Annotated in this window: 15 protein-coding genes; 6 read left to right on the top strand and 9 right to left on the bottom strand. The window is 67.2% G+C overall.

What is annotated here, in order from left to right; all coding sequences use genetic code 11:
* Positions 1-24: 24 nt before the first annotated feature.
* Genes AC1DZC_RS15080 through AC1DZC_RS15070 form a run of 3 tightly spaced genes read left to right on the top strand, consistent with a single transcriptional unit; the run spans position 25 to position 2,525 of the window.
* Positions 25-801, top strand: a complete 777-nt coding sequence (locus AC1DZC_RS15080) for an SDR family NAD(P)-dependent oxidoreductase (RefSeq protein WP_477043843.1) — start codon at positions 25-27, stop codon at positions 799-801.
* Positions 802-825: 24 nt separating this feature from the next.
* Positions 826-1,638, top strand: coding sequence for an alpha/beta fold hydrolase (locus AC1DZC_RS15075; RefSeq protein ID WP_477043842.1), 813 nt, complete (start codon positions 826-828; stop codon positions 1,636-1,638).
* Positions 1,639-1,691: 53 nt separating this feature from the next.
* On the top strand, positions 1,692-2,525 hold the full coding sequence (locus tag AC1DZC_RS15070; protein ID WP_477043841.1) for an alpha/beta hydrolase: 834 nt from the start codon (positions 1,692-1,694) through the stop codon (positions 2,523-2,525).
* 160 nt (positions 2,526-2,685) lie between these two features.
* On the opposite strand, the gene AC1DZC_RS15065 is transcribed toward AC1DZC_RS15070, so the two are convergent.
* Entirely contained in the window at positions 2,686-3,447 is a 762-nt protein-coding gene (locus tag AC1DZC_RS15065) for a carboxymuconolactone decarboxylase family protein (protein ID WP_477037834.1), read from the bottom strand.
* Between the two features lie 101 nt (positions 3,448-3,548).
* On the opposite strand from AC1DZC_RS15065, the gene AC1DZC_RS15060 reads away from it, so the two are divergent.
* Both AC1DZC_RS15060 and AC1DZC_RS15055 read left to right on the top strand, forming a co-directional pair.
* Positions 3,549-4,433 carry a helix-turn-helix transcriptional regulator gene (locus AC1DZC_RS15060; RefSeq protein WP_477043840.1) on the top strand — a complete coding sequence of 295 codons (885 nt, stop codon included), beginning with the start codon at positions 3,549-3,551 and terminating at the stop codon, positions 4,431-4,433.
* Positions 4,433-4,834, top strand: coding sequence for a (R)-mandelonitrile lyase (locus AC1DZC_RS15055; RefSeq protein WP_477037832.1), 402 nt, complete (start codon positions 4,433-4,435; stop codon positions 4,832-4,834). The genes AC1DZC_RS15060 and AC1DZC_RS15055 overlap by 1 nt, the downstream gene beginning before the upstream one ends.
* Before the next feature lie 238 nt (positions 4,835-5,072).
* Here the strand turns inward: AC1DZC_RS15055 and AC1DZC_RS15050 are convergent, their stop codons facing one another.
* The 5 genes from AC1DZC_RS15050 to AC1DZC_RS15030 are packed head-to-tail and all read right to left on the bottom strand — an operon-like array spanning position 5,073 to position 11,936.
* Positions 5,073-6,407 (bottom strand): TniQ family protein, encoded by a 1,335-nt coding sequence (locus tag AC1DZC_RS15050; RefSeq protein WP_477043839.1) that lies wholly within the window; start codon positions 6,405-6,407, stop codon positions 5,073-5,075.
* Complete coding sequence (locus AC1DZC_RS15045; protein WP_477043838.1) at positions 6,385-7,920, bottom strand: TniQ family protein; 1,536 nt, start codon at positions 7,918-7,920, stop codon at positions 6,385-6,387. The genes AC1DZC_RS15050 and AC1DZC_RS15045 overlap by 23 nt, the downstream gene beginning before the upstream one ends.
* The gene (locus AC1DZC_RS15040; RefSeq protein ID WP_477043837.1) at positions 7,913-9,001 is read right to left on the bottom strand and encodes an AAA family ATPase; all 1,089 of its coding nucleotides are present in this window, start codon (positions 8,999-9,001) and stop codon (positions 7,913-7,915) included. Before AC1DZC_RS15040 ends, AC1DZC_RS15045 begins: the two co-directional genes overlap by 8 nt.
* Complete coding sequence (locus AC1DZC_RS15035; protein ID WP_477043836.1) at positions 8,992-11,202, bottom strand: hypothetical protein; 2,211 nt, start codon at positions 11,200-11,202, stop codon at positions 8,992-8,994. The genes AC1DZC_RS15040 and AC1DZC_RS15035 overlap by 10 nt, the downstream gene beginning before the upstream one ends.
* A complete protein-coding gene (locus tag AC1DZC_RS15030; protein ID WP_477043835.1) occupies positions 11,199-11,936 on the bottom strand; it encodes a hypothetical protein in 738 nt (245 codons plus the stop codon). Before AC1DZC_RS15030 ends, AC1DZC_RS15035 begins: the two co-directional genes overlap by 4 nt.
* 754 nt (positions 11,937-12,690) lie before the next feature.
* Between AC1DZC_RS15030 and AC1DZC_RS15025 the strand changes: the two genes are divergently transcribed.
* Positions 12,691-13,083, top strand: a complete 393-nt coding sequence (locus AC1DZC_RS15025) for a hypothetical protein (RefSeq protein WP_477043834.1) — start codon at positions 12,691-12,693, stop codon at positions 13,081-13,083.
* 362 nt (positions 13,084-13,445) lie between these two features.
* Here the strand turns inward: AC1DZC_RS15025 and brxL are convergent, their stop codons facing one another.
* From brxL to AC1DZC_RS15010, 3 genes are all read right to left on the bottom strand, one after another.
* Entirely contained in the window at positions 13,446-15,641 is a 2,196-nt protein-coding gene (brxL, locus tag AC1DZC_RS15020) for a BREX system Lon protease-like protein BrxL (protein WP_477043833.1), read from the bottom strand.
* 12 nt (positions 15,642-15,653) lie between these two features.
* Entirely contained in the window at positions 15,654-18,149 is a 2,496-nt protein-coding gene (pglZ, locus tag AC1DZC_RS15015; protein ID WP_477043832.1) for a BREX-1 system phosphatase PglZ type A, read from the bottom strand.
* Positions 18,142-18,322, bottom strand: a 181-nt coding sequence (locus AC1DZC_RS15010; RefSeq protein ID WP_477043831.1) for a hypothetical protein, incomplete at its 5' end; no start/stop codon positions are given. The genes AC1DZC_RS15010 and pglZ, both read right to left, overlap by 8 nt.

Raw genomic sequence — 18,322 nt, 5'->3', positions numbered from 1 at the left:
CGGGCGGGGTGGTCCGGTGGAGGCATGGACCAGGAGCTGACCGGCAAGGTCGTCGTCGTCACCGGTGCGAGCCGCGGGATCGGTCTCGCGATCGTCCAGGCGTGCGTCGCGGAGGGCGCCCTGGTGGTCGCCGGGGTGCGGTCGTCGAACGCCGCGCTGGAGGCGCTGCCCGTGCTCGTCGTCACCGGCGACCTGTCCACCGCCGAGGGCCCGGTGGCGCTGATCGACGCCGCCGTCGCGGCTCACGGCCGCGTCGACGTGCTGGTCAACAACATCGGCGGCGTCCGCCCTCGTCTGGACGGCTTCGCCGCGGTCACCGACGAGGACTGGCTGTGGGCCTTCGCGACGAACGTCATGCCGGCCGTCCGGGCGACGCGGGCCGCCCTGCCGCACCTGCTGACCAGTGCTCCATCGTCGATCGTGACGATCAGCTCGGTCAACGCGGTCCTCGCCGACCCTGCCGTCATCGACTACAGCTCCGCCAAGGCCGCGCTGTCGAACTTCAGCAAGTCCCTGTCGCGCGAGGTCGGTCCTCAGGGGGTCCGCGTCAACACGATCAGCCCCGGCCCGGTCGCCACCGACCTGTGGCTCGGCGGGGGCGGCGTCGCCGAGACCATCGCGGCCCGCACCGGGCACACCGCCGCGGAGGTCGCCGCGGGTGCGGCCGCCGACTCCGCGACCGGCCGGTTCACGCGTCCCGACGAGGTCGCCGACCTGGTCGTCATGCTCGCCGGGTCCCGCGCCTGGAACGCGACCGGCATCGACATCCGCATCGACGGCGGGCTCGTCACCACCCTCTGACCTCCACCCACCAAGGAGCCCGACATGCCCGCTCGCACCCGCGTCCTCGTCCGCTCGCTCGCCACCGCCCTCCTGCTCTGCCTGGCGGCGGCGTTCACCATGGGCAGCGCCAGCGCGCACCGCCCGGACACCCCCAAGCCCACGATCGTGCTGGTGCACGGCGCGTTCGCGGACGCGTCGAGCTGGGCCAAGGTGACCGAGCGGCTGCAGCGCAAGGGCTACACCGTCTACGCCCCGGCCAACCCGCTGCGCGGCATCGCTCCCGACGCCGACTACCTGCGCTCGTTCCTGGCGACGATCCCGGGCCCGATCGTGCTCGTCGGCCACTCCTACGGCGGTGCCGTGATCACCAACGCCGCGACGGGCAACGCCAGCGTCCAGGCCCTCGTCTACGTCGCGGCCTATGCGCTCGACGAGGGCGAGAGCATCGGCGCGGCCAACGCACTCGGCGGCGGCACGGCCCTGCTCGGCCAGCACATCGTGGTCCGTCCGACGGCGGGTGCCTCGCCGGGCGACGTCGACGCCTACGTCGATCCGGCGTACTTCCGCGACGTCTTCGCGGCGGACCTGTCGGCCTCCGACGCCGCCGTGCTCGCGGCCGGGCAGCGCCCGCTGCTGGCCTCCGCGCTCGGTACCCCGTCCGGCGTGCCCGCCTGGCGCACCATCCCGTCCTGGTACGTCGTCGCGACGAAGGACCACGCCATCCCGCCGGAGGCCGAGCGCGCCATGGCCGCCCGCGCCGGCTCCCGCACCGTCGAGCTGAACACCTCGCACGTCCCGATGCTCAGCCGTCCCGACGCGGTCGTCCAGGTGATCCTCGCCGCCGCCGGCCGATAGGGCCGCTCTCGTCGCCCCTCGCACGTCGCCCACCCCATCGAAGGAGCAGTCCCATGAGCGAGACCCCGCCCGTCGTCCTCATCCACGGCCTCTGGATCCACGCGTCCGCCTGGGCACCCTGGATCGACCTGCTCGCCACCCGCGGCTTCTCCGCGACGGCCCCGGGCTGGCCGGGCGAGGCGTCCACGGTGGCCGACACCCGCGCCCACCCCGAGGCCCAGAACGACGTCGGCATCACGGCGATCTGCGAGCACTACGCCGGCATCTTCGAGGCGTCGGGGATCAAGCCCATCGTCATCGGGCACTCCTTCGGCGGCCTGATCGCCCAGGAGCTGCTCGCCCACGACCTCGCCGTCGCGGCCGTCGCCATCGACCCGGCACCGATCAAGGGCGTCAAGGCCCTGCCGTTCTCCCAGCTCAAGTCCGGCCTGCCCGTGCTCGGCAACCCCGCGAACAAGAAGCGCACGGTCGCCCTGACCGCCAAGGAGTTCAGGTACAGCTTCGGCAACGCGCTGAGCCAGGAGGAGTCCGACGCGCTCTGGGAGGCGTTCACGATCCCCGGGCCGGGCCGCCCGCTCTTCGAGGACGCCGCCGCCAACTTCTCGAAGCACTCCCCCGCGCAGGTGGACACGCACACCGCCGTCCGCGGGCCGCTCCTGCTCACCTCCGGCTCGGTCGACCACACCGTCCCCGCCAAGGTCACGCGCGAGGTGTTCAGCCTCTACTCCGACAACGCCGCCTCGTCGACCGCGTACCACGAGTTCGAGGGCAAGGGTCACTCGCTGACCATCGACGCCGGCTGGTCCGACGTCGCCGAGGTCGTCCTCGACTGGCTGGCCGCGAAGGGCTTCGGCGTCCCGGCACCGGCGGCGGCCTCCGCGAGCTGACCCGGTCGGCGGCCGGCCTCGGCCTGAGGGGACCGAGGCCGGCCGTGCGGGTCAGTCGTCGCTCGTCCTGTCCACGCGCGGTACAGCCCGAACGTCATGGCGCCGAGGCACAGCGGGCTCACGTCGACGCCTGTGCGGCCGAGCGGTCGGTACTGCTCCTTCAGTCGTGGTGGGGCGCGACCGCGTCGATCGCGGCGAGGGCGTTGAGGGTGCGCGGGTAGCCGACGAACGGCAGGAGCTGCGTGACCACGTCGATCAGCATCTGCCGACCGTTCCCGACCCGCACGTTCGCCGCGACGTGCCCGCGCACCTGCGGGTCGGCGCCGCCGAGGCCGACGAGCATCGCGAGGGTCAGCAGCTCGCGCGTCGGCACGTCGATGCCCGTGCGGGTGTAGTGGTCGCCGAAGCAGTTCGCGGACAGCCACCGCTGCAGGTGCCGCTCGTCGTCGGGAGCGTTCGCGTACATCGCGGCGACGTTCTCCGCACCGACGATCCGCTCCTGCACCGCGCGACCGTCCGCCGCGCGCGTCTGCGGTGTCGTCGTGGACTGCCCGGGCAGCGGCAGCTCGACGCCCCGGTCGGTGAGCAGGTCGTTCGTCGCGTGCAGGAAGTCGAGCGCGCGCCCGATCCCGACGTACGGGACCGCCTGGTAGACGACCTCCTTGAGCTCGACCGGTGTCACGCCGACGGTCAGCGCCGCGCCGGCCATCACGCGGAACTCGGTGACGGCGCCGACCGCGATCAGCGCCGCGACCTGGGTCATGAGGCGCGTGCGCGGGTCGAGGTTGCCGTGCGCGAGGACCTCGTCGAACGCGAAGCTGTCGAAGTACTCGATCAGCTCGGGGTCCGTGCGGGCCAGCGTGGACTCGTGGTCCGGGAACAGGGCGTCGTGGTTCGCCTGCGCCCGCGGGTTGGGTGTCATGCGTCCCACTCAACCGCCGGCCGCGCACCCGCGGGAGTCACCGCCCTTCCCGGTAGTGCCAGTACCTCCCACCGGCCCGCCGGGGGACCTACCGTCGAGGCATGGACCTGAGAACCGAGACGAGTGAGTTCCTCACCACGCGTCGAGGTCGGATCACCCCCGAGCGGGCCGGCCTGCCCGCGTACGGCGGGAACCGGCGCGTGCCGGGGCTGCGCCGCGAGGAGGTGGCGATGCTCGCCGGCGTGAGCGTCGACTACTACATCCGGCTCGAGCGCGGGAACCTGGGCGGGGTGTCCGAGGAGGTTCTCGAGACCCTCGCCGAGGCCCTGCAGCTCGACGAGGCCGAGCGCGGCCACCTGTTCGACCTCGCCCGCGCGGCCAACGCGTCGGGGGTCGCCCGCACACGCGCGCGCCGCGCCAAGCCCGGCGTGCTGCGTCCCGCGGTGCAGCGCATCGTCGACGCGCTCGAGCACGCCCCGGCGTTCGTGCGGAACGGGCGGCTCGACGTCCTGGGCGCCAACCGGCTCGGCCGCGCGCTCTACTCGCCGCTCTACGAGTCCCTGGGACCTGGGCAGGTCAACACCGCTCGGTTCCAGTTCCTCGACCCGGCGGGCGCCCGCGCGTTCTGGGGGGAGAAGGCCGACCGGATGGCCCACGATGCCGTCGCGATCCTGCGTGCTGAGGCCGGCCGCAACCCTTACGACACCCAGCTGACCGCGCTCGTCGGCGAGCTCTCCACGCGGAGCGAGGAATTCCGGCGGCTCTGGGCGTCGCACGACGTCCGCTACCACCGCAGCGGCACCAAGGTGTTCCACCACCCCGCCGTCGGCCTGCTCGAGCTGGACTACGAGGCGCTCCTGCTGCCCGCCGACCCCGGCCTGCAGCTCAACGTCTACACGGCCCAGCCCGGGTCACCGTCCGACGACGGGCTCAAGCTGCTCGAGTCGTGGGCGGCCACCTTCTCCGACGAGAGCGTGAGTTCCTGATGCGCAGGATCCCGAAGCCGCCGACGGCCAAGAACCCGCCCGATCGCTTCACCGGCGACGTGTGGGTCGACCTCATCGCGACCCCGCAGGAGGGCGACCAGCGGATGGTCGTCGGGCTGGTCCGGTTCGCGCCCGGCGCCCGGACGGCCTGGCACCGGCACGCCCGCGGTCAGACCCTGCACGTGCTGTCCGGCGTCGCGCTCACCCAGTCGCGAGGCGGGGAGGTCCTCGTCGTCCGTCCCGGCGAGACCGTCTACTGCGCGCCCGGCGTGGAGCACTGGCACGGCGCGACGCCCGACGACTTCATGGAGCACCTCGCCATGTCCGAGGGTGCCGACGACCCGTCGCAGAGCACGGTCTGGCTGTCGCACGTCACCGACCAGGAGTACTCCGCGCGCTGACCGGGACACCGCCTACCGGCCCGACGTGCCGCCTCGCGCGTCGAAGAAGTGAGTTGACGACGAGGTAGTGACCTGCTGCTCACGACCTCGTCGACGACTCACTACTTCGCGGGGACCGGGTACCCGGGGTGAGCGCGTCTGCGTAACTTGAGAATCTGGACCCTAAGTTGAGAATCGGCGAGCCGAAGCTGCGCCGATGAGGGGCTCGACGCGGCGGATGGTTCCGGGTGGCGCCCTCTCAGGCTTTCGTGGATGTCGCGAAGGATGCGAGCGCTGCGAACGAGTCGATCGGTGGGTCGGCGACCAGTGCAGGACGGTGACGGCCTCGGGTTAGTTCGATTGCTGCTGCCGTGAGTTGCGATGCAGCTTCAGAGCCCATGCGGCTGATGACGTACCGCGTGATCCGTGGGGCGTACGTCGCGGTGACACCGACGTAGGCCGCGGCGTCGGCCCAAGTTCCAGCGCCGCCGAGGCGTGCCGCGGCAAGTGAGACCGCACAGCGGCGTAGCAAGATGTGCGGCGCCCCGGGTCGACGCCAGTCGTCGGACAACACGGCGACGGGCGCGAGGGTTGGTAGTGCTTGGCCTTGCAGGCGGATGAGGTCAAAGGCGCCTTGTTGGTGGGTGTGTGTCAGGCGGGTGGCGACGCGTGCACGGGACAGCTGCCAGCGGGCGACGACCGGGTTCAAGGGCGAGCTAGCGGGGAGCCGATCTCGTAGTCGGTTCGTGATCGCGGCATCGTCGGAGCGGAACACTGCACGAAACTCGTTCGCGGCGTCGTCAACCGTGGGAGCGGTGACTATGCGTGAGGCCGACGCGAAGGCGGCGCGGGTGACCTCCGGTGTGGGTGGGCTGAGCCAAGGTCGTGGAGCCCACCGGGGCACCGCGTCCGTCCCAGCGAGGACGGCCGACGCTGCACGCCAGATGTCCAACGCGTCGATGCTGGGGATCGTCATTGACCACACAGACGTGCTCGGCGCGTGAACAACAGCGTCCAGGTCACGCTGCAGGTCGACGTCCGCGGCCGACGCGGCGACTGCTGTCGCGTGCTTCCACAGTGCGCCGCACGCGCATCGTTCGTCGGTGGTGTTGTTGTCTGCGTTGACGAGCAGACGCGCGGGTCGGTTGCACGAGCCGCACGACTGTCGCAGCACTACCTCGTGGTCGACGCAGACGAACGACCACGGGTGAAGCCACGAGACAAGCCACGTCGATGTCGCCGACAGGCACCACGGGCAGAAGCGGTCACCGTTGAACTGCCACCAATGGATCCGCTGCTGCTCCAAGACGTTGGGTCTCGAATGCACCTCGACCATGCCCGGGAGGCCGCTAAACGCGGCGTACCGCGCCAACGTCATGTTCGTCACGGCGTCCACATCCACGGGCAGGTGCGGTGTCAGGCTCGCGGCTTCTCGCAAACTCAGGAACGCAAAGCTCAGGACGCTGCGCCGGCGCCTCGCACCCGGATGAACCTGCCGGACCAGCTCTGGTAGATCAAGGCGGACCGCCCGCGAGACTCTCCACAGGTAGCCGGCGAGGGCCTCGTCGGCTCTAGGCGGACCGGTCGGCAGCATCCGCTCGCCCCAACAGGAGTTCGTCAAGCTGGCGCGTCCACGCCGTCGTGCCGGTCAACGAAGCGTCGAGCTCGTCAAAGGAGCGCGGTTGGACTCTGACTCGTCGAAGTTCGTTCGTGCTCACGTAACGCGCAGACATGCCGGCCCACCGATCGAGAAGCCATCGGCGGACGTCCACCGCCGTGCAGTCGAACGTGGAAGCCGCTTCGCGGATATAGCCACGGTCAAGGTGATTCGGGTTCAGGACGCGGTTCACACGGGTCGCGAAGTTGATCTGCGCTGCAGCGAGCTGTTGCCGGATCAGCTGGGCGGCGTCCCAGAACGGTTCGCCGCGCCCTGCGGCCTCGATCTCCTCGATCGCAGTGCGGGCGCGCTGCACCGTGTTGGGGCCAAGCCGCAACGCGGTGCCGGCTGGACTCCACGAGTGCGATCCAGCCGGTTGGGCGATGGCAACGGCGGTGAATGTTCGTGCCACGTCAAGGTCGATGTCGTCGAAGGCGTCGGCGAGGTCGAGCTCGAACAGAGACAACGGGACTGTCGTCGGAAGCATGTCGATGTTGCCGGCGAATCCCGGCCCTGGGACGGTGACTCCGACGCGGGTGGCTCGATACATGGCCGCCGCGCGCCAGAAGACGGACGTGACGCGGTCCTCGCCCTTTACCAAAGCCGTGGGCGCCGACGGGATGGGCAAAGGTCCCCGGTGGCGCCGAACTGATTCGCGGGCGATCCGGCCAACCTCTGGGTGCGTGACCGCATCGGCGAAGTCCCCTGTCGCGACGGCCACTGCGGCCTGGAGGTCCGACATGTGGTGCTCGTCAACTGCGGTTCGCTTGTCCGACGCCGACCCGACATGTCGGCTGTGGCGCGACGCCACGAGCACGCGAAGGACGTCGATGGCGTACATATCGTCGCCGGGCTTGTCGACGGTGCCGAGGAGGTTGGATGCCGTCTCGCTCGCGTGAACGAAACCCACGGCCGGCCGGCCCGAAGCGCCTCGGAGCGAGCACGAGTGGTCAGCTCGCCCGTGGACGAACCTGTCGTCGATGCTAAGTCCGTTTCGCCGAACACCATCGATCGTGATCGGTTCGCCGCAGGCCGTGCAACGTCTGAGGAGCTGCACCCGGTGGGTAGCACACACCGACAGCAGGCCGGTGTACCAGAGCAAGTCCCAGACACCTACGCGCACGCATTGAGCGCAGACAGGGGTGACCTGCAGAGCAGGGGTCTGCTCCCGGAGTTGGCGAATGTCACCGTGCGCGAAGTGGTCAAGCGTCATGTCGGCGACTTCACGTCTGGTCAGTCCGAACACTTCGATGATTGCGTCGCGTTCCCGGTCGCTCACCGCAAGCGTGATGCGTTCGAGCACGGTGCCGGAGGATGCAATCCCAAGCTCGCGGAGCACCTGGCCGAGACCCAGGTGATTCTTCGCCCCGGCACGCCACAGATACGCCCCGAGTGGCTCTCGCATGAGTGGCAACGGCCCGATGGGAAGCCGTGCCCACCGTTCACCCACGCCGCCGCCCCCGACTCTGTCCTAGTGCCTTCTTCCGTTCGAGGCGCCGATCACGTTCGAGTCGTGCGAGGCCGATGCGCACCGCGAGCGCCTCCTTGAAGTCCTGTCCAGTGTCGAACACATCGTCGACGGCGAGGTCGATGACGGAGGCGGCACCGCCGATGGCGGCCCCGGTTGCCGCGCCCATCGCGAAGCACGTCTCCCTGCTTGTGAAGACGTCTGAGGCTTCGCTGCCGTCAGGCAGGTGGACTTGCGCGCTCAGTGTTCTCAGCAGCCACCGCCACTTCGCGGGCGAGAACTGGTAGTCCCGGCCGTGGACCCAATCTGCACGCTCGAGGATCTGCTCGTCGGCGAAGTAACCGCGATGCGGCGGGTTGTTCAGGACGGGCGCCTCTTCGAGGTGCACACCCGCTACGACGAGCGTCGTGGGCGAGAGTTCCGCCATGAGGTTCCGGATCGTGTTCGTGACGTCCGCGACGCGTGGGCCCGCGGTCATGTGCAAGTCGTCGAGAACGATTACTTGTGTCTCCGTCAGCCGGGCCATCGCTGCGATCCACGTGATGAAGGAGTCCACGGTGCCCGACGGATCAGTTCTTCCGTACCCGGCCATGATTGCCTTCATCAGGTCGGCGGGCCCGCTCGTTGACCCGAGGCGCACGTACACCACGGGTCTACGCATCGTCTCCTCATCGACGTACGTTCCGGCCTGCCACCCACTGTCGGCTCTGCGAAGGATGGACCTCTCGAGCGCGGTCGACTTCCCGGTGTTTGGCTCGGAGTCGATCAACGTGATCCGTTCCGCGCGTGGCTTGTCGAGGTTCTGCCCGCGGGACCGGGTGATCGTGCTGTCGACCGCCAGGGCGAACTCTGTGGGGAGCCACATCTCCCGCTTCGAGCACGCCTTCATCTGTTTCGGCGACGGCCGCTCGCCTGCGATGCAGCGGTCCGCGTGCACCGCCGGACCTTTGGGGTTGTAGTACTGCTCGTCGATCTCGGCAATACGACGCGGCCAAGTTTCGATGTGCTGCAGGTCTTCGTCTCGCGCCGCACCGTCGTCCTTACCCCTGCGACCTACCGCCATGGGATGTCCTGGGGTCTGTACTCCTCGTCAAAGTCGTCGGCGGCGGATGCGCCAACAGCAACGAGGGCGCCTTCCTTCCTGAGTCGCGCTTCGTCGATGCTGACGACGTTGTCGGAGTCCGGAACGGAGTGGAGGTAGCCGGCGAGCGCGGGGTCGGCGTTCGCCGCGCGCTCGCGGGCATCAGCGATACGGGCGTCCCGTGCGCGCTGCTGCTTCGTGGCGCCGTCAGCTGCCGCCATCTCCTCAGCTGCTTGAGCGAGCATCGCCGTGTAGTCGTTCCGCAGTATCCCGAGCTCGAGCGAGCTCTCGTTGCGGGACATGGCGAAGTCCGTCCGTTCGCCGGCCGCGCGACGGTCCGCAAGCGCGTGCGCCACGTCGTATCGCCCCGGGGTCTGAATGTCGTTATACCGCTTGTCCCGCGGAACTGAGATCCACTCATTCCGAACGGTGTGATAAACGAGAATCCACCGCGGGTTGTAGGGGTCGACACGCGCCTCCAGGTCCGGCGAGCGAGTACCACGCCCCTTGTCCTCGTCGCGCACGCCATCCAGTTCGTCGCTCTGATAAAACGCGCCGTCGCATTCGATGCCGGCATAGGACGCACGCACCGGAACCGGGAACAGGAACTGAACGACGAAGTCCTCGTCCATCGGGACTGCGACCTCACGGAACGCTGAGACGTGGTTCATGAAGCAGTCGATGGGGCAGATTCTGCGCCGTGGGTCGATCGGGTCGCGAAGGTTCTCGTGCTTCTTCAGGTGGTAGACGCGCAGAACATACTCGCGCAGGAAGTACTCCACCTGAGCGAGCGTCGGCCCGGGTGCCGCGCCAGTCTGGTCGCCCTTGTGGTGCGGCGAAGACCCCTTGTCGCCCGGCATCCCCTGCATGATCTTCGCGAAGTGCTTGAGGAAAGACTCGACGATCCCCTTCGCAGTCCCGCTTCGCGTCGGCGTCATGTTGAGGTCAGCGCCCTGCTGCTGCAACGTCTCCATCGTGACGTAACTTTCCATCTGCGGGCCGCGGTCCATCTTGAATCCCTTTATCACCGGACGCATTCCCTCCGGGATGCACATGGTGTCGGGAACTCCCATCCACAGGAGGTCGCTCTTGATCTTCCATTCCCGGCGAAACCTGCCCGACAGCACGTCGAAGAAAAGCAGCCTCACGTCGCGCGAAGCCATTCCCTTCGCCACGACACGCAGACCCACGATCATGCGCGTTGACGCGTCAATGGCGACGAGCACTTCGCCATCGATCGGCTCACCTGCCTCGTCCCTGCAGAACGCGTTGATCGGCGTGCCGTCGATCTCGATGACACGACCAGGTGCAACCACGTCCTGGTGCCCGTACGGGTGCTTGGGGCTGGCCGCCTTGCTCGTTCGAGTCGACCCCACGTCCTCGAGGAAGGCGCCGGCCGTCGCCGCAGCGAGAAGGTCGCGCTGCAGCTCGCGGCCCAGCTCCTCGTGGTTGACACCGTGTCGCTGGAGCGCGGCACGGAAGTCCGCCTCCCGCTGCTCCCACTCCAACGTGCCGACGCCCGGCGCGGTGTGACGTTCGGCGACCTCTTCGAGTGCCGCGTAGACGTCCGGGGTGAGTTTCTGCAGCGTCCTCAGCTTCGAGTGCGTTCGCTTGTCCCACAAGATCGCAATGCCTCGTTCACCACCGTCGAGGACGTGCTGCATCTTGTCGTATAGGCGCGGGACGCTCCACCCAGAGCCCCAGTTGGCGGTGAGCCACTTCGACTTGTTCTCGACTCTCACGCCGGCGCTAACCAGTTCAGGGTCGTAGTCCTTGTCGTACACACCCTTGTCTTCACGGAAGTTCGGCCGGGCTCCGGAGAAGCTGCCGTTGAAGTCGCCGTGGCGTGCCTGGCACATGTGCGCGATCGCCATCGTGGCGTAGATGTGATCGGTCGGGCTGAGCATCCGCAGCAACATCCGCGTGCGCACGTCGTACGCGAGCGGCTCGCTTGACTCGCCATCGTTGGCCAGCGAGCTCGACACGCGCTGCGCCAGCAAGTTCCAACTGATCTTGAGGCGTTCCGTGGGTGTCTCGACGATGGCCAGCACCTTGCTGGAGTTCTCCTTGTTGCGGAACCCAACGATCCGGAACGTCGACCCGTCCTTGAGGACGTATTCCTCGGCCAGCTTGATGCGGCGCCTGCGCCCACGGATCTTCTTCTGCGTGCGCGCGCGGCTCACGACATCACCCATGAGCGACGAGGGGTACGCGGCACGCCCGCGAGCAGGCACGTGCTGTCGAGCGACTCGCGCATGTCGATGAAGTACTCCCGCTGCCACAGCGCGCGAAGCGCGCGCGTGTTACCCGCCGCACCGCCGCCGTACGCACTCGCCAGACCGGACAGGGACAGCGGTGTGCGCAGCACCCGCGGAACAGGCGGGTGCTCGGACGCGAGCTCGATGAAGGCCAGGTTGGCGCGCCGGACTTCGGGCAGACGTCTTTCGGTGCCGACTTCGTAGTTCCACCCGAACGTGTTCGCCGTGAGCATCGTCAGGTCGAACGAGCGCCGCTTCTTGTCGTCCAGAAGGTCCTCGGCGGTGACGTCGAAGAGGGTGAACTGGCCGTCGCGACGGTACGCGGCGTCGGGGTCGTGGTGCTCGACGGTCCCGTCGGGCCAGTGCCAGTAGATCCGCATGAACTGCGTGTTGAGCTCGTCGAAGCCTTCCCACGCGAGCTCGAGGTAGTGGTCGTACTCCAGATCCGACCAGTACCAGCCGTGGAAGGTACCGCGCGCGTGCGGGATGGACACCTTCCCCGTGAAGTTCCGCTGCGTGCGCCAAGTCGATGGTCGGGTGATCTCGGCAAGCTCGTACAAGTCGAGCGCGTCGATGTCGTTGGCCGTCAGCATTCGGGTGTGCCCCCGGGGCCTGGCCGCGATCCGCACGACGCCGGGCTGGTTGAGCGCGTCGATCATCTGCGGGGTGATTGCGCTCCGTCGGGCGTGCGGTGTCGGCCGCGGCAGATTCCCGTCCAGAAAGCACAACCGTCGGCCCCTCTTGAACCCGGGAGTGCTGCGCCGCTCGTACGGACGGCGCCAGATTCCGTCCTGCGACCGCCACAGCCCCTCGGGTGGCGGCAGCGCGGCGAGCGCGGTGAGCGTCATCGCGGACCGCTCGCGACGTCTAGGCAGACGCCGGGCCAACGCGGAGGCCGGCTCTCGAGTGAGCGCCGCTGACGCTCCCGCGCACGTCTGGCGATGGGCCGCGCCGGTCTTGCGTCGTTGGGGGTGGTGCGCGTGTCAGGGGTCTCTGGGACCATCAGGTCACGTCCAGACGTCCGGTTGATGCTGGTGATGGACGGGCGAGTTCTCTCGCCGGGCCGGCCGCCCCCTTGCCCGGGACGGCCGGCCCTTCAACGTGCTGGCGAGTTCTCGACCGATGCGCCCGATGGTGCGGGTGCGGTGCGGCGGGGCGCCCCCGTCGCGATCGTGAGTGCTATGCGGCCATGATCGTCCGCTACCGCCGGCCGCGCAACCACGTCGTCTCTAAGTCGAGACGTCCACGCCCTTCGTAGAGAGTCGACCTCCCAAGGGGATGTCTATACATGCAGGTATAGTGGCCGCCAAGGCCCCAGATCAGATGGGGCTCTCGCCAGGGTATCGATCGGGTTTCTCTAAGTAGAGAGGGATTCTGTTGACAGAGATGAGCGCTCCTAGCGAGGCTTCGACAGTGACCTCAACGCCGGCCAGCAAGATCCCCGACTCGCCATCCCCACGAAGCGTCGGTGCACCCATCGAGTACTTCAGCGCGGACCAGTGGCCGTTCGGCATCCCACGCTGCGACGCGCCACGCGCCGTCTTGTACGCCGCGGAGTTCGCCTGCTTCCTGCATCTCCAGGTCGGCAAGTACGGCGGGACGCTCAACCACGGCTTGCGCCAGCTGGAGAAAAGCACGGGCCTGTCCCCCAAGACGCTACGACCTATCGCGGACGGCGTCAGATGGCCCGGGCTGGCACTCGTCGCCCAGGTCGAGGAGATCTTCGCGGCGGAGACGACCGGGTACGGCGCCGTGCTACGCCGCATCGACCACCAACGCCGCAAGCAAGACTCAGAGCCGGCCTGAACGGGGCCCTTCATCGCGCAGGCAGACAGAGATGAACGCAACACAACGAGGACCAAGCGTCCGTCTCCGGGCACGGAATGCGAGCTCCGCCCGCCGCCTCCGCCTGCACCTGCCGACTCGATGGCCATGGGCCGATGCCTGGACCGACCTGTTACACCACGCCTGCGGACCACCAACGTCGGCGTCCTGACCACCAGCGCCGACAGGCACGCACCATCGAACCGCGGAACGACCCGGCAGCGAGGCCGGACACGATCTCCGGTCCCGAAGCCAAACCACCGCCTCGAGCTCCGTCACCGCCGACCACACACCGAACTATCGGTGGATCGAGGCTTAGCCAGGCACGCTGGCGGGGCCCACTGTTACGTCAGGGCAGCGGCACCGCCGTCGGTGCCAGCGGTTTCCCGCCCCAACGCGGATGACAGGTGCGTGACGTCGAGTTCTCGCAGATAGGTCACACCGAAGGCCTTGACCTCCCGGTACTTCTGGTACTTCGTGGCGAGATCGAACGGGCTGTCGGACATGCGCTGGAAGACGTCGAGGCCGCGCCCGAGCAGAATCTTCCAACCAGTGTCGGTCGTGATCGAACGGTCGTGGATCGCTTGCGGTTCGACGAACTCGACCTCGACGACGATGCCCAGCACGGCCGCACTCTTCTTGATCTGCAGCAGGTACTCGTACTGCTTCTGCAACTTCTCCGGGCCGTCCTGGTTCTCGACCGTGACGAGTTTCAGGGTGACTTCGTCGGCCGGGTCCTTGCCGCGCGCGATCCCCTCGACCAGCTCCATGAGGTTCCTGGCCTGGTGGAACATGCGCACGTACGGGTCCACGATGGTGATCTGCGACGCGCCTCGCAGGTACGGGATGAGCAGCGAGTCGAACGAGACGCCCCGCTGACCCTCGCGGTAGTCCCGGTGCCCCTGGAACAGCTCGGCTTCCGGCTCCTCCGTCCTGCCGGCGCTCCCGACGGCGGTCGACGTCGCGCCACCGCCGAGCGGATCGGATGCGGTGGGCGTACCCTCCGTCTCGGTCTCCTGCGTTCGCCCGCGGTGGTAGTAGGCGGGGTACTCCTCTTCTTCCAGCGTCGCGACGGCGTGCCAATCGCCAGCCGGGTCGACATAGCCGAACTTGACCTCAGCCATCGTGGAGTCGATGCGAACGATCTGGTCCTTGACACGCTTGCGACCCTCGATCGCGAACCGCAGGATCTCCTCGACCTCCTCCCGGGTCGCCTCGCCGCCCGGGTAGAGGATCTTCATCAATCCGGAGAAGGTCTTGTGGATCCCATCCCGGTCGCGCGTCGAGATGTCCGACGAGAGCGTGAAGTGCTGCTGGTACCGGTCTGAGTAGTCCTTCGAGCGCATCGACTTAAGGACCTCGGCGATGTAGTCGACGACGAAGCCGTAGCCGTCGGAGAACATCTCGCCCCGGATGATGTCGACTTCCCAGCCCGGTACGTAGTGATGCAGGCGGTCGAGGAAGGCGGGGTCGTGGTAGGCCTCCGGAAGCTCATCGAACAGGTCCGAGTGCTTGAGCATGTACGGCACGGTGTGCGAAGTGTTACCGACGAAGACCATCGAGGCTTCGGCGCCAATCGTCTCGACGCCACGGGAGAACGTCTTGTTCGCCATGTAGTTCTTCATGATGTCGACGAGTGCCTTGTCAGTGCGCTTCTTCTTGCCGGCGAACTCGTCGAAGGCGACGACGTCCCAGTACCCGACTAGCCCGAGGCGACCGTTGGAGTTGTTGACGAACAGCTTGGGGACGGTGACCTCCCCACCGGAGATCAGCATCCCGTGCGGCGAGAACTCCGAGAAGATGTGGGACTTGCCGGTGCCCTTCGGTCCGAGCTCGACCAGGTTGTAGTTCCGCTCAACGAACGGGATGAGGCGCACCAGCTGGAAGAACTTGGCTCGCTTGCTGAACAGCTCGGGGTTGAACCCGATGGACTGCATGAGTAGGTCGATCCACTCGTCAGTCGTGAACCCGCGGCGAGCCTCGAGGTAGTGCTCGGAGTCGAACTTCGACAGCTGGATCGGCTTGATCGAGCCAAGGATCCACGGCACGACGCGCTGGTCGTCACCGTGGAGGTACTCGATGTCGCAGATACACCAGACGCCACCGACCAGAAGCTTGGGGTGGGCCTTGATGGTCGGGGACTCGACGATCACACCCTTGATGCCAAGGTTCGCGAACTCGGCCTCGTAGACGTCGGCCTTCTCATTGAGGGTGACGGCGACCTTGTCGATGATCCGGTGGCGGCCGCGTTCCTTGATAGTCGACTTGACGAGCTCGGACTCGCTGCGGTGCACGTAGTGCTCGGCGAGGATCTGGCGCACGGTGTCGATGCCGGCCTGGATGGTGGCTTCGTCGTCGGAGGCCGCGTACTGCCCCAACAGGTACTCCAGGACGTAGGACGGCACGATCGCGTTGCCCTTTACGGCCTTGACCAGGTCCTTGCGGACGACGACGCCGGGAAACAGGCGGTTGATCTTGACGTCGAGGTCGCTCTGCGGCGGCGTGCCGGCGTTGGGCGCCTCGATCTCGGTCTGGCTCATCGCCGCTCCAGGCTAGAAGTCGAAGTCCGACGCGAACGAACGCTTCAGCGTGTAGACCGCCTTGGCGTAGACGCGCCACTGGTTGGTGTTGGTAATGCGCTCTTCAAGCCGGAACTCCACGCCACGATTGTTGTAGTCGTTGGCGTCCTGGGTAAGCAGCATCCGCGCACTCTGATAGCGGTCGCGCTTGTCGACCGAGGTCTGGTCGAACGTCAGGTCCACGAGGTTCGAGATCAGCGTCTCTCCGACATAGAGGCCAGCACGCAGGGCACGCGGCTGGACCTTTTCGCTGACCGGCTCGGACTGGAACAGGCGGACGACGACCTGTCCGGTCGTGATCTTGTCCGACTCCGGCCACACCTCGACGTTGACCAGCCGGGTGTCGCTCTTTCGTTTCTTGTTGACTGCAAGCACCGGCACGACGATCTCCTGCAACGTCGCCCCGCCATGAACAAAGCGTGATCCGCTCCCTGCCAGGCGCAGGCGGTGGATCGACTTGGGGATCTGAACCTCCAGCTCGCTCTCTAACCCGAGCTGGGCAGCCTCGAAGGTGACGAACGCAGGATCGACCTTGAGGCCCGTGCCGAGCACGAATCGCTTGTTGACGTACTTGAGATCGTCGCCCTGCGGCTTCGTCGACAAGAAGAACTGCTCTGCGAGCACATCGTCCTGGAACAGAAAGCCGTGGTCGGCCGTGACGAAGATGTTGGTGGCGTTGGCACTCGCCAGCTTCTTCACCAAGTCGACGATGTCTCGCAGGGTGTCATCAACCGCTTCAAAGACCTGACGCTCGGTGGTGAGCTCCTCACCCCTGGCGTCTATCCGGTTGTGGTAGACGTACAGGACCTGGTTGTCCTTGAACAACTCGCGCCGCTTGTCGGCGGTCAGATCCTTGAAGGCCTCAGCCTGGATCGCCACTCCACCGACCGCCTCCAAGATCTTGGACCGGAAGACGGTGCTGTTGGTTGGGCGGGCGTCGGCCAGCACGGTCTTAGCGTCGGCCGAGTGCTTCAGCGTGGAGTGCGGCAGGAGCGCGGCCATGCCGAGCTGCGTGTAGCTCGGCAGCACCCCGAGCAACGCATCCAACGTGGCATCGAAGCGGTCCTCCTGCCGGATGAGCGAGCCGAGCTCGTCGGCCACCTCGTACCGCATGGCATCGGAGATGATGACGACGGCTTTCTTGTCGCCGTCACGCACCAGAGGCTCGACGTAGCGGGCGTAGAAGGCCGACTGGGAGCGCAGCGCTGTCGAGCGCCATTTCTCGATCTGGTCGACCTGCTGCTGCCAGGCATTGCCCAGCTCGTAGACGTACTTGTTGGTATAGCGTTTCTCTACCTGCTCGCGCAGCGCTTCGAGGGGTTTGGGGTACTCAGCCATGCGGGCGGCAAAGACGAACTGGCGGTAGAGCTGGTCGATGCGAAACCACTCGCGCCGGTAGCGCTCCAGGCCATCGTCGAACGACTGCATGACCACGTTAAGCGAGGCGAGCTCGGCCAGCAGCTCCGAGGCGCTCGCCACCGCGGTGTAAAGCTGCCGGTAGTTGTCGATCCAGACACTGCTCTGCCGCGCCCGGACCACCTCGGCGACGTCACGCGACGTGACAGTTTGTTCTGCGACGGCTCGAGCCAAGTCGCTGATGATCTTTTGGTCGGTCTCCTCGAACAGGTCGACGCTGACCAAGTCTCTGAAGCTGGCGTCCTCGATCTTCGATTTGTAGTCCAGGTCGCCGGCTGCCCGCTTGGCGAGCGCTGCCATGGCGTCCTGGCTACGCCGGTCGTTGCGCAGGCTGGCGAAGTCGAGCTGGATGTTCTGCAACCCACCCGGGCGGTCCGAGGTGAAGCCCTCGATGGCCCGCTGGAAGATCCACAGCACCAGGTCGTCGATGCTCGGCGTGGACGCCTCGTAGCCGTAGATGCGAGACACGCCCTGCCAGTAGAAGCCGTCAAGACCGTAGTCGGCAAGGGCGTCGTACTTGGCACGCACTCCGTTCGCGTTCTCAGTCAGGAGGGTGCGCGTGATCTCCAGCAGGCTGTGCTCGCGCTGACCGAGCACCACGGCGCTGAGTTTGGCTCGCAGTCGGGCGGCGTCGTCGTCCGGACTCAGCAGCGCCTTGAGGCTCTGGACCCGCTTGATGGCGTTGAAGAACTTCTCGTGCGCCAGGACAACCTCGTCGACGCCCTTGCCCACCAGGCCGAGATCCTGCGCGACGAGGGCGGTCCGGTCGGCTGTGAAGACGCCGTAAGCGAGCTCCAGGTCGAGCAGCCAGTCGCCGATACCACCAGGCACCTGGCCCGAGCGGTAGACGAGGAACTTGCCCTCCGGTTCGTCGTGCAATAGCCGGTTCTTGACGGCGAACTCATCGTTGGCGACCCGGATGGTCTGGATCCCCGGAAGGTCGAGGCTGTCGAGATCCGCGGCGTACTGGCCCTCCGGGTCATGCCAGAAGACCACTCGGCGACTCTCGAACCACCGCAGCAAGTGTGGGCGGACGGTGATGGTGTCACTCATCTGCGACCTCAAGTCCGGGGATCTTCCTCATGGCAGCACCGAACTTCGGGTAGTTGGCTTTTACGCCGTCGTCGAGGTCGATGTTGAGCTGACGCGAGGCCAGCGGGTAGAGCACGTCGTGCTCGTACTCCTCCAGCTCCAGAAGCACCGTGCGCAGCAGGTCGGCCTCCTTC

The sequence above is a fragment of the Cellulomonas sp. P2_B4 genome (assembly GCF_056404795.1).
This window is presented reverse-complemented; position numbering and strand designations above follow the sequence as displayed.

Bases quoted from the DNA above. Each gene is read 5' to 3' on its own strand.
- AC1DZC_RS15065 (WP_477037834.1), bottom strand. From the start codon at position 3,447: ATGACACCCAACCCGCGGGCGCAGGCGAACCACGACGCCCTGTTCCCG.
- AC1DZC_RS15050 (WP_477043839.1), bottom strand. From the start codon at position 6,407: ATGCTGCCGACCGGTCCGCCTAGAGCCGACGAGGCCCTCGCCGGCTAC.
- pglZ (WP_477043832.1), bottom strand. From the start codon at position 18,149: ATGAGTGACACCATCACCGTCCGCCCACACTTGCTGCGGTGGTTCGAG.
- AC1DZC_RS15060 (WP_477043840.1), top strand. From the start codon at position 3,549: ATGGACCTGAGAACCGAGACGAGTGAGTTCCTCACCACGCGTCGAGGT.
- AC1DZC_RS15030 (WP_477043835.1), bottom strand. From the start codon at position 11,936: ATGATCGACGCGCTCAACCAGCCCGGCGTCGTGCGGATCGCGGCCAGG.
- AC1DZC_RS15080 (WP_477043843.1), top strand. From the start codon at position 25: ATGGACCAGGAGCTGACCGGCAAGGTCGTCGTCGTCACCGGTGCGAGC.
- AC1DZC_RS15075 (WP_477043842.1), top strand. From the start codon at position 826: ATGCCCGCTCGCACCCGCGTCCTCGTCCGCTCGCTCGCCACCGCCCTC.
- AC1DZC_RS15070 (WP_477043841.1), top strand. From the start codon at position 1,692: ATGAGCGAGACCCCGCCCGTCGTCCTCATCCACGGCCTCTGGATCCAC.
- brxL (WP_477043833.1), bottom strand. From the start codon at position 15,641: ATGAGCCAGACCGAGATCGAGGCGCCCAACGCCGGCACGCCGCCGCAG.
- AC1DZC_RS15055 (WP_477037832.1), top strand. From the start codon at position 4,433: ATGCGCAGGATCCCGAAGCCGCCGACGGCCAAGAACCCGCCCGATCGC.
- AC1DZC_RS15040 (WP_477043837.1), bottom strand. From the start codon at position 9,001: ATGGCGGTAGGTCGCAGGGGTAAGGACGACGGTGCGGCGCGAGACGAA.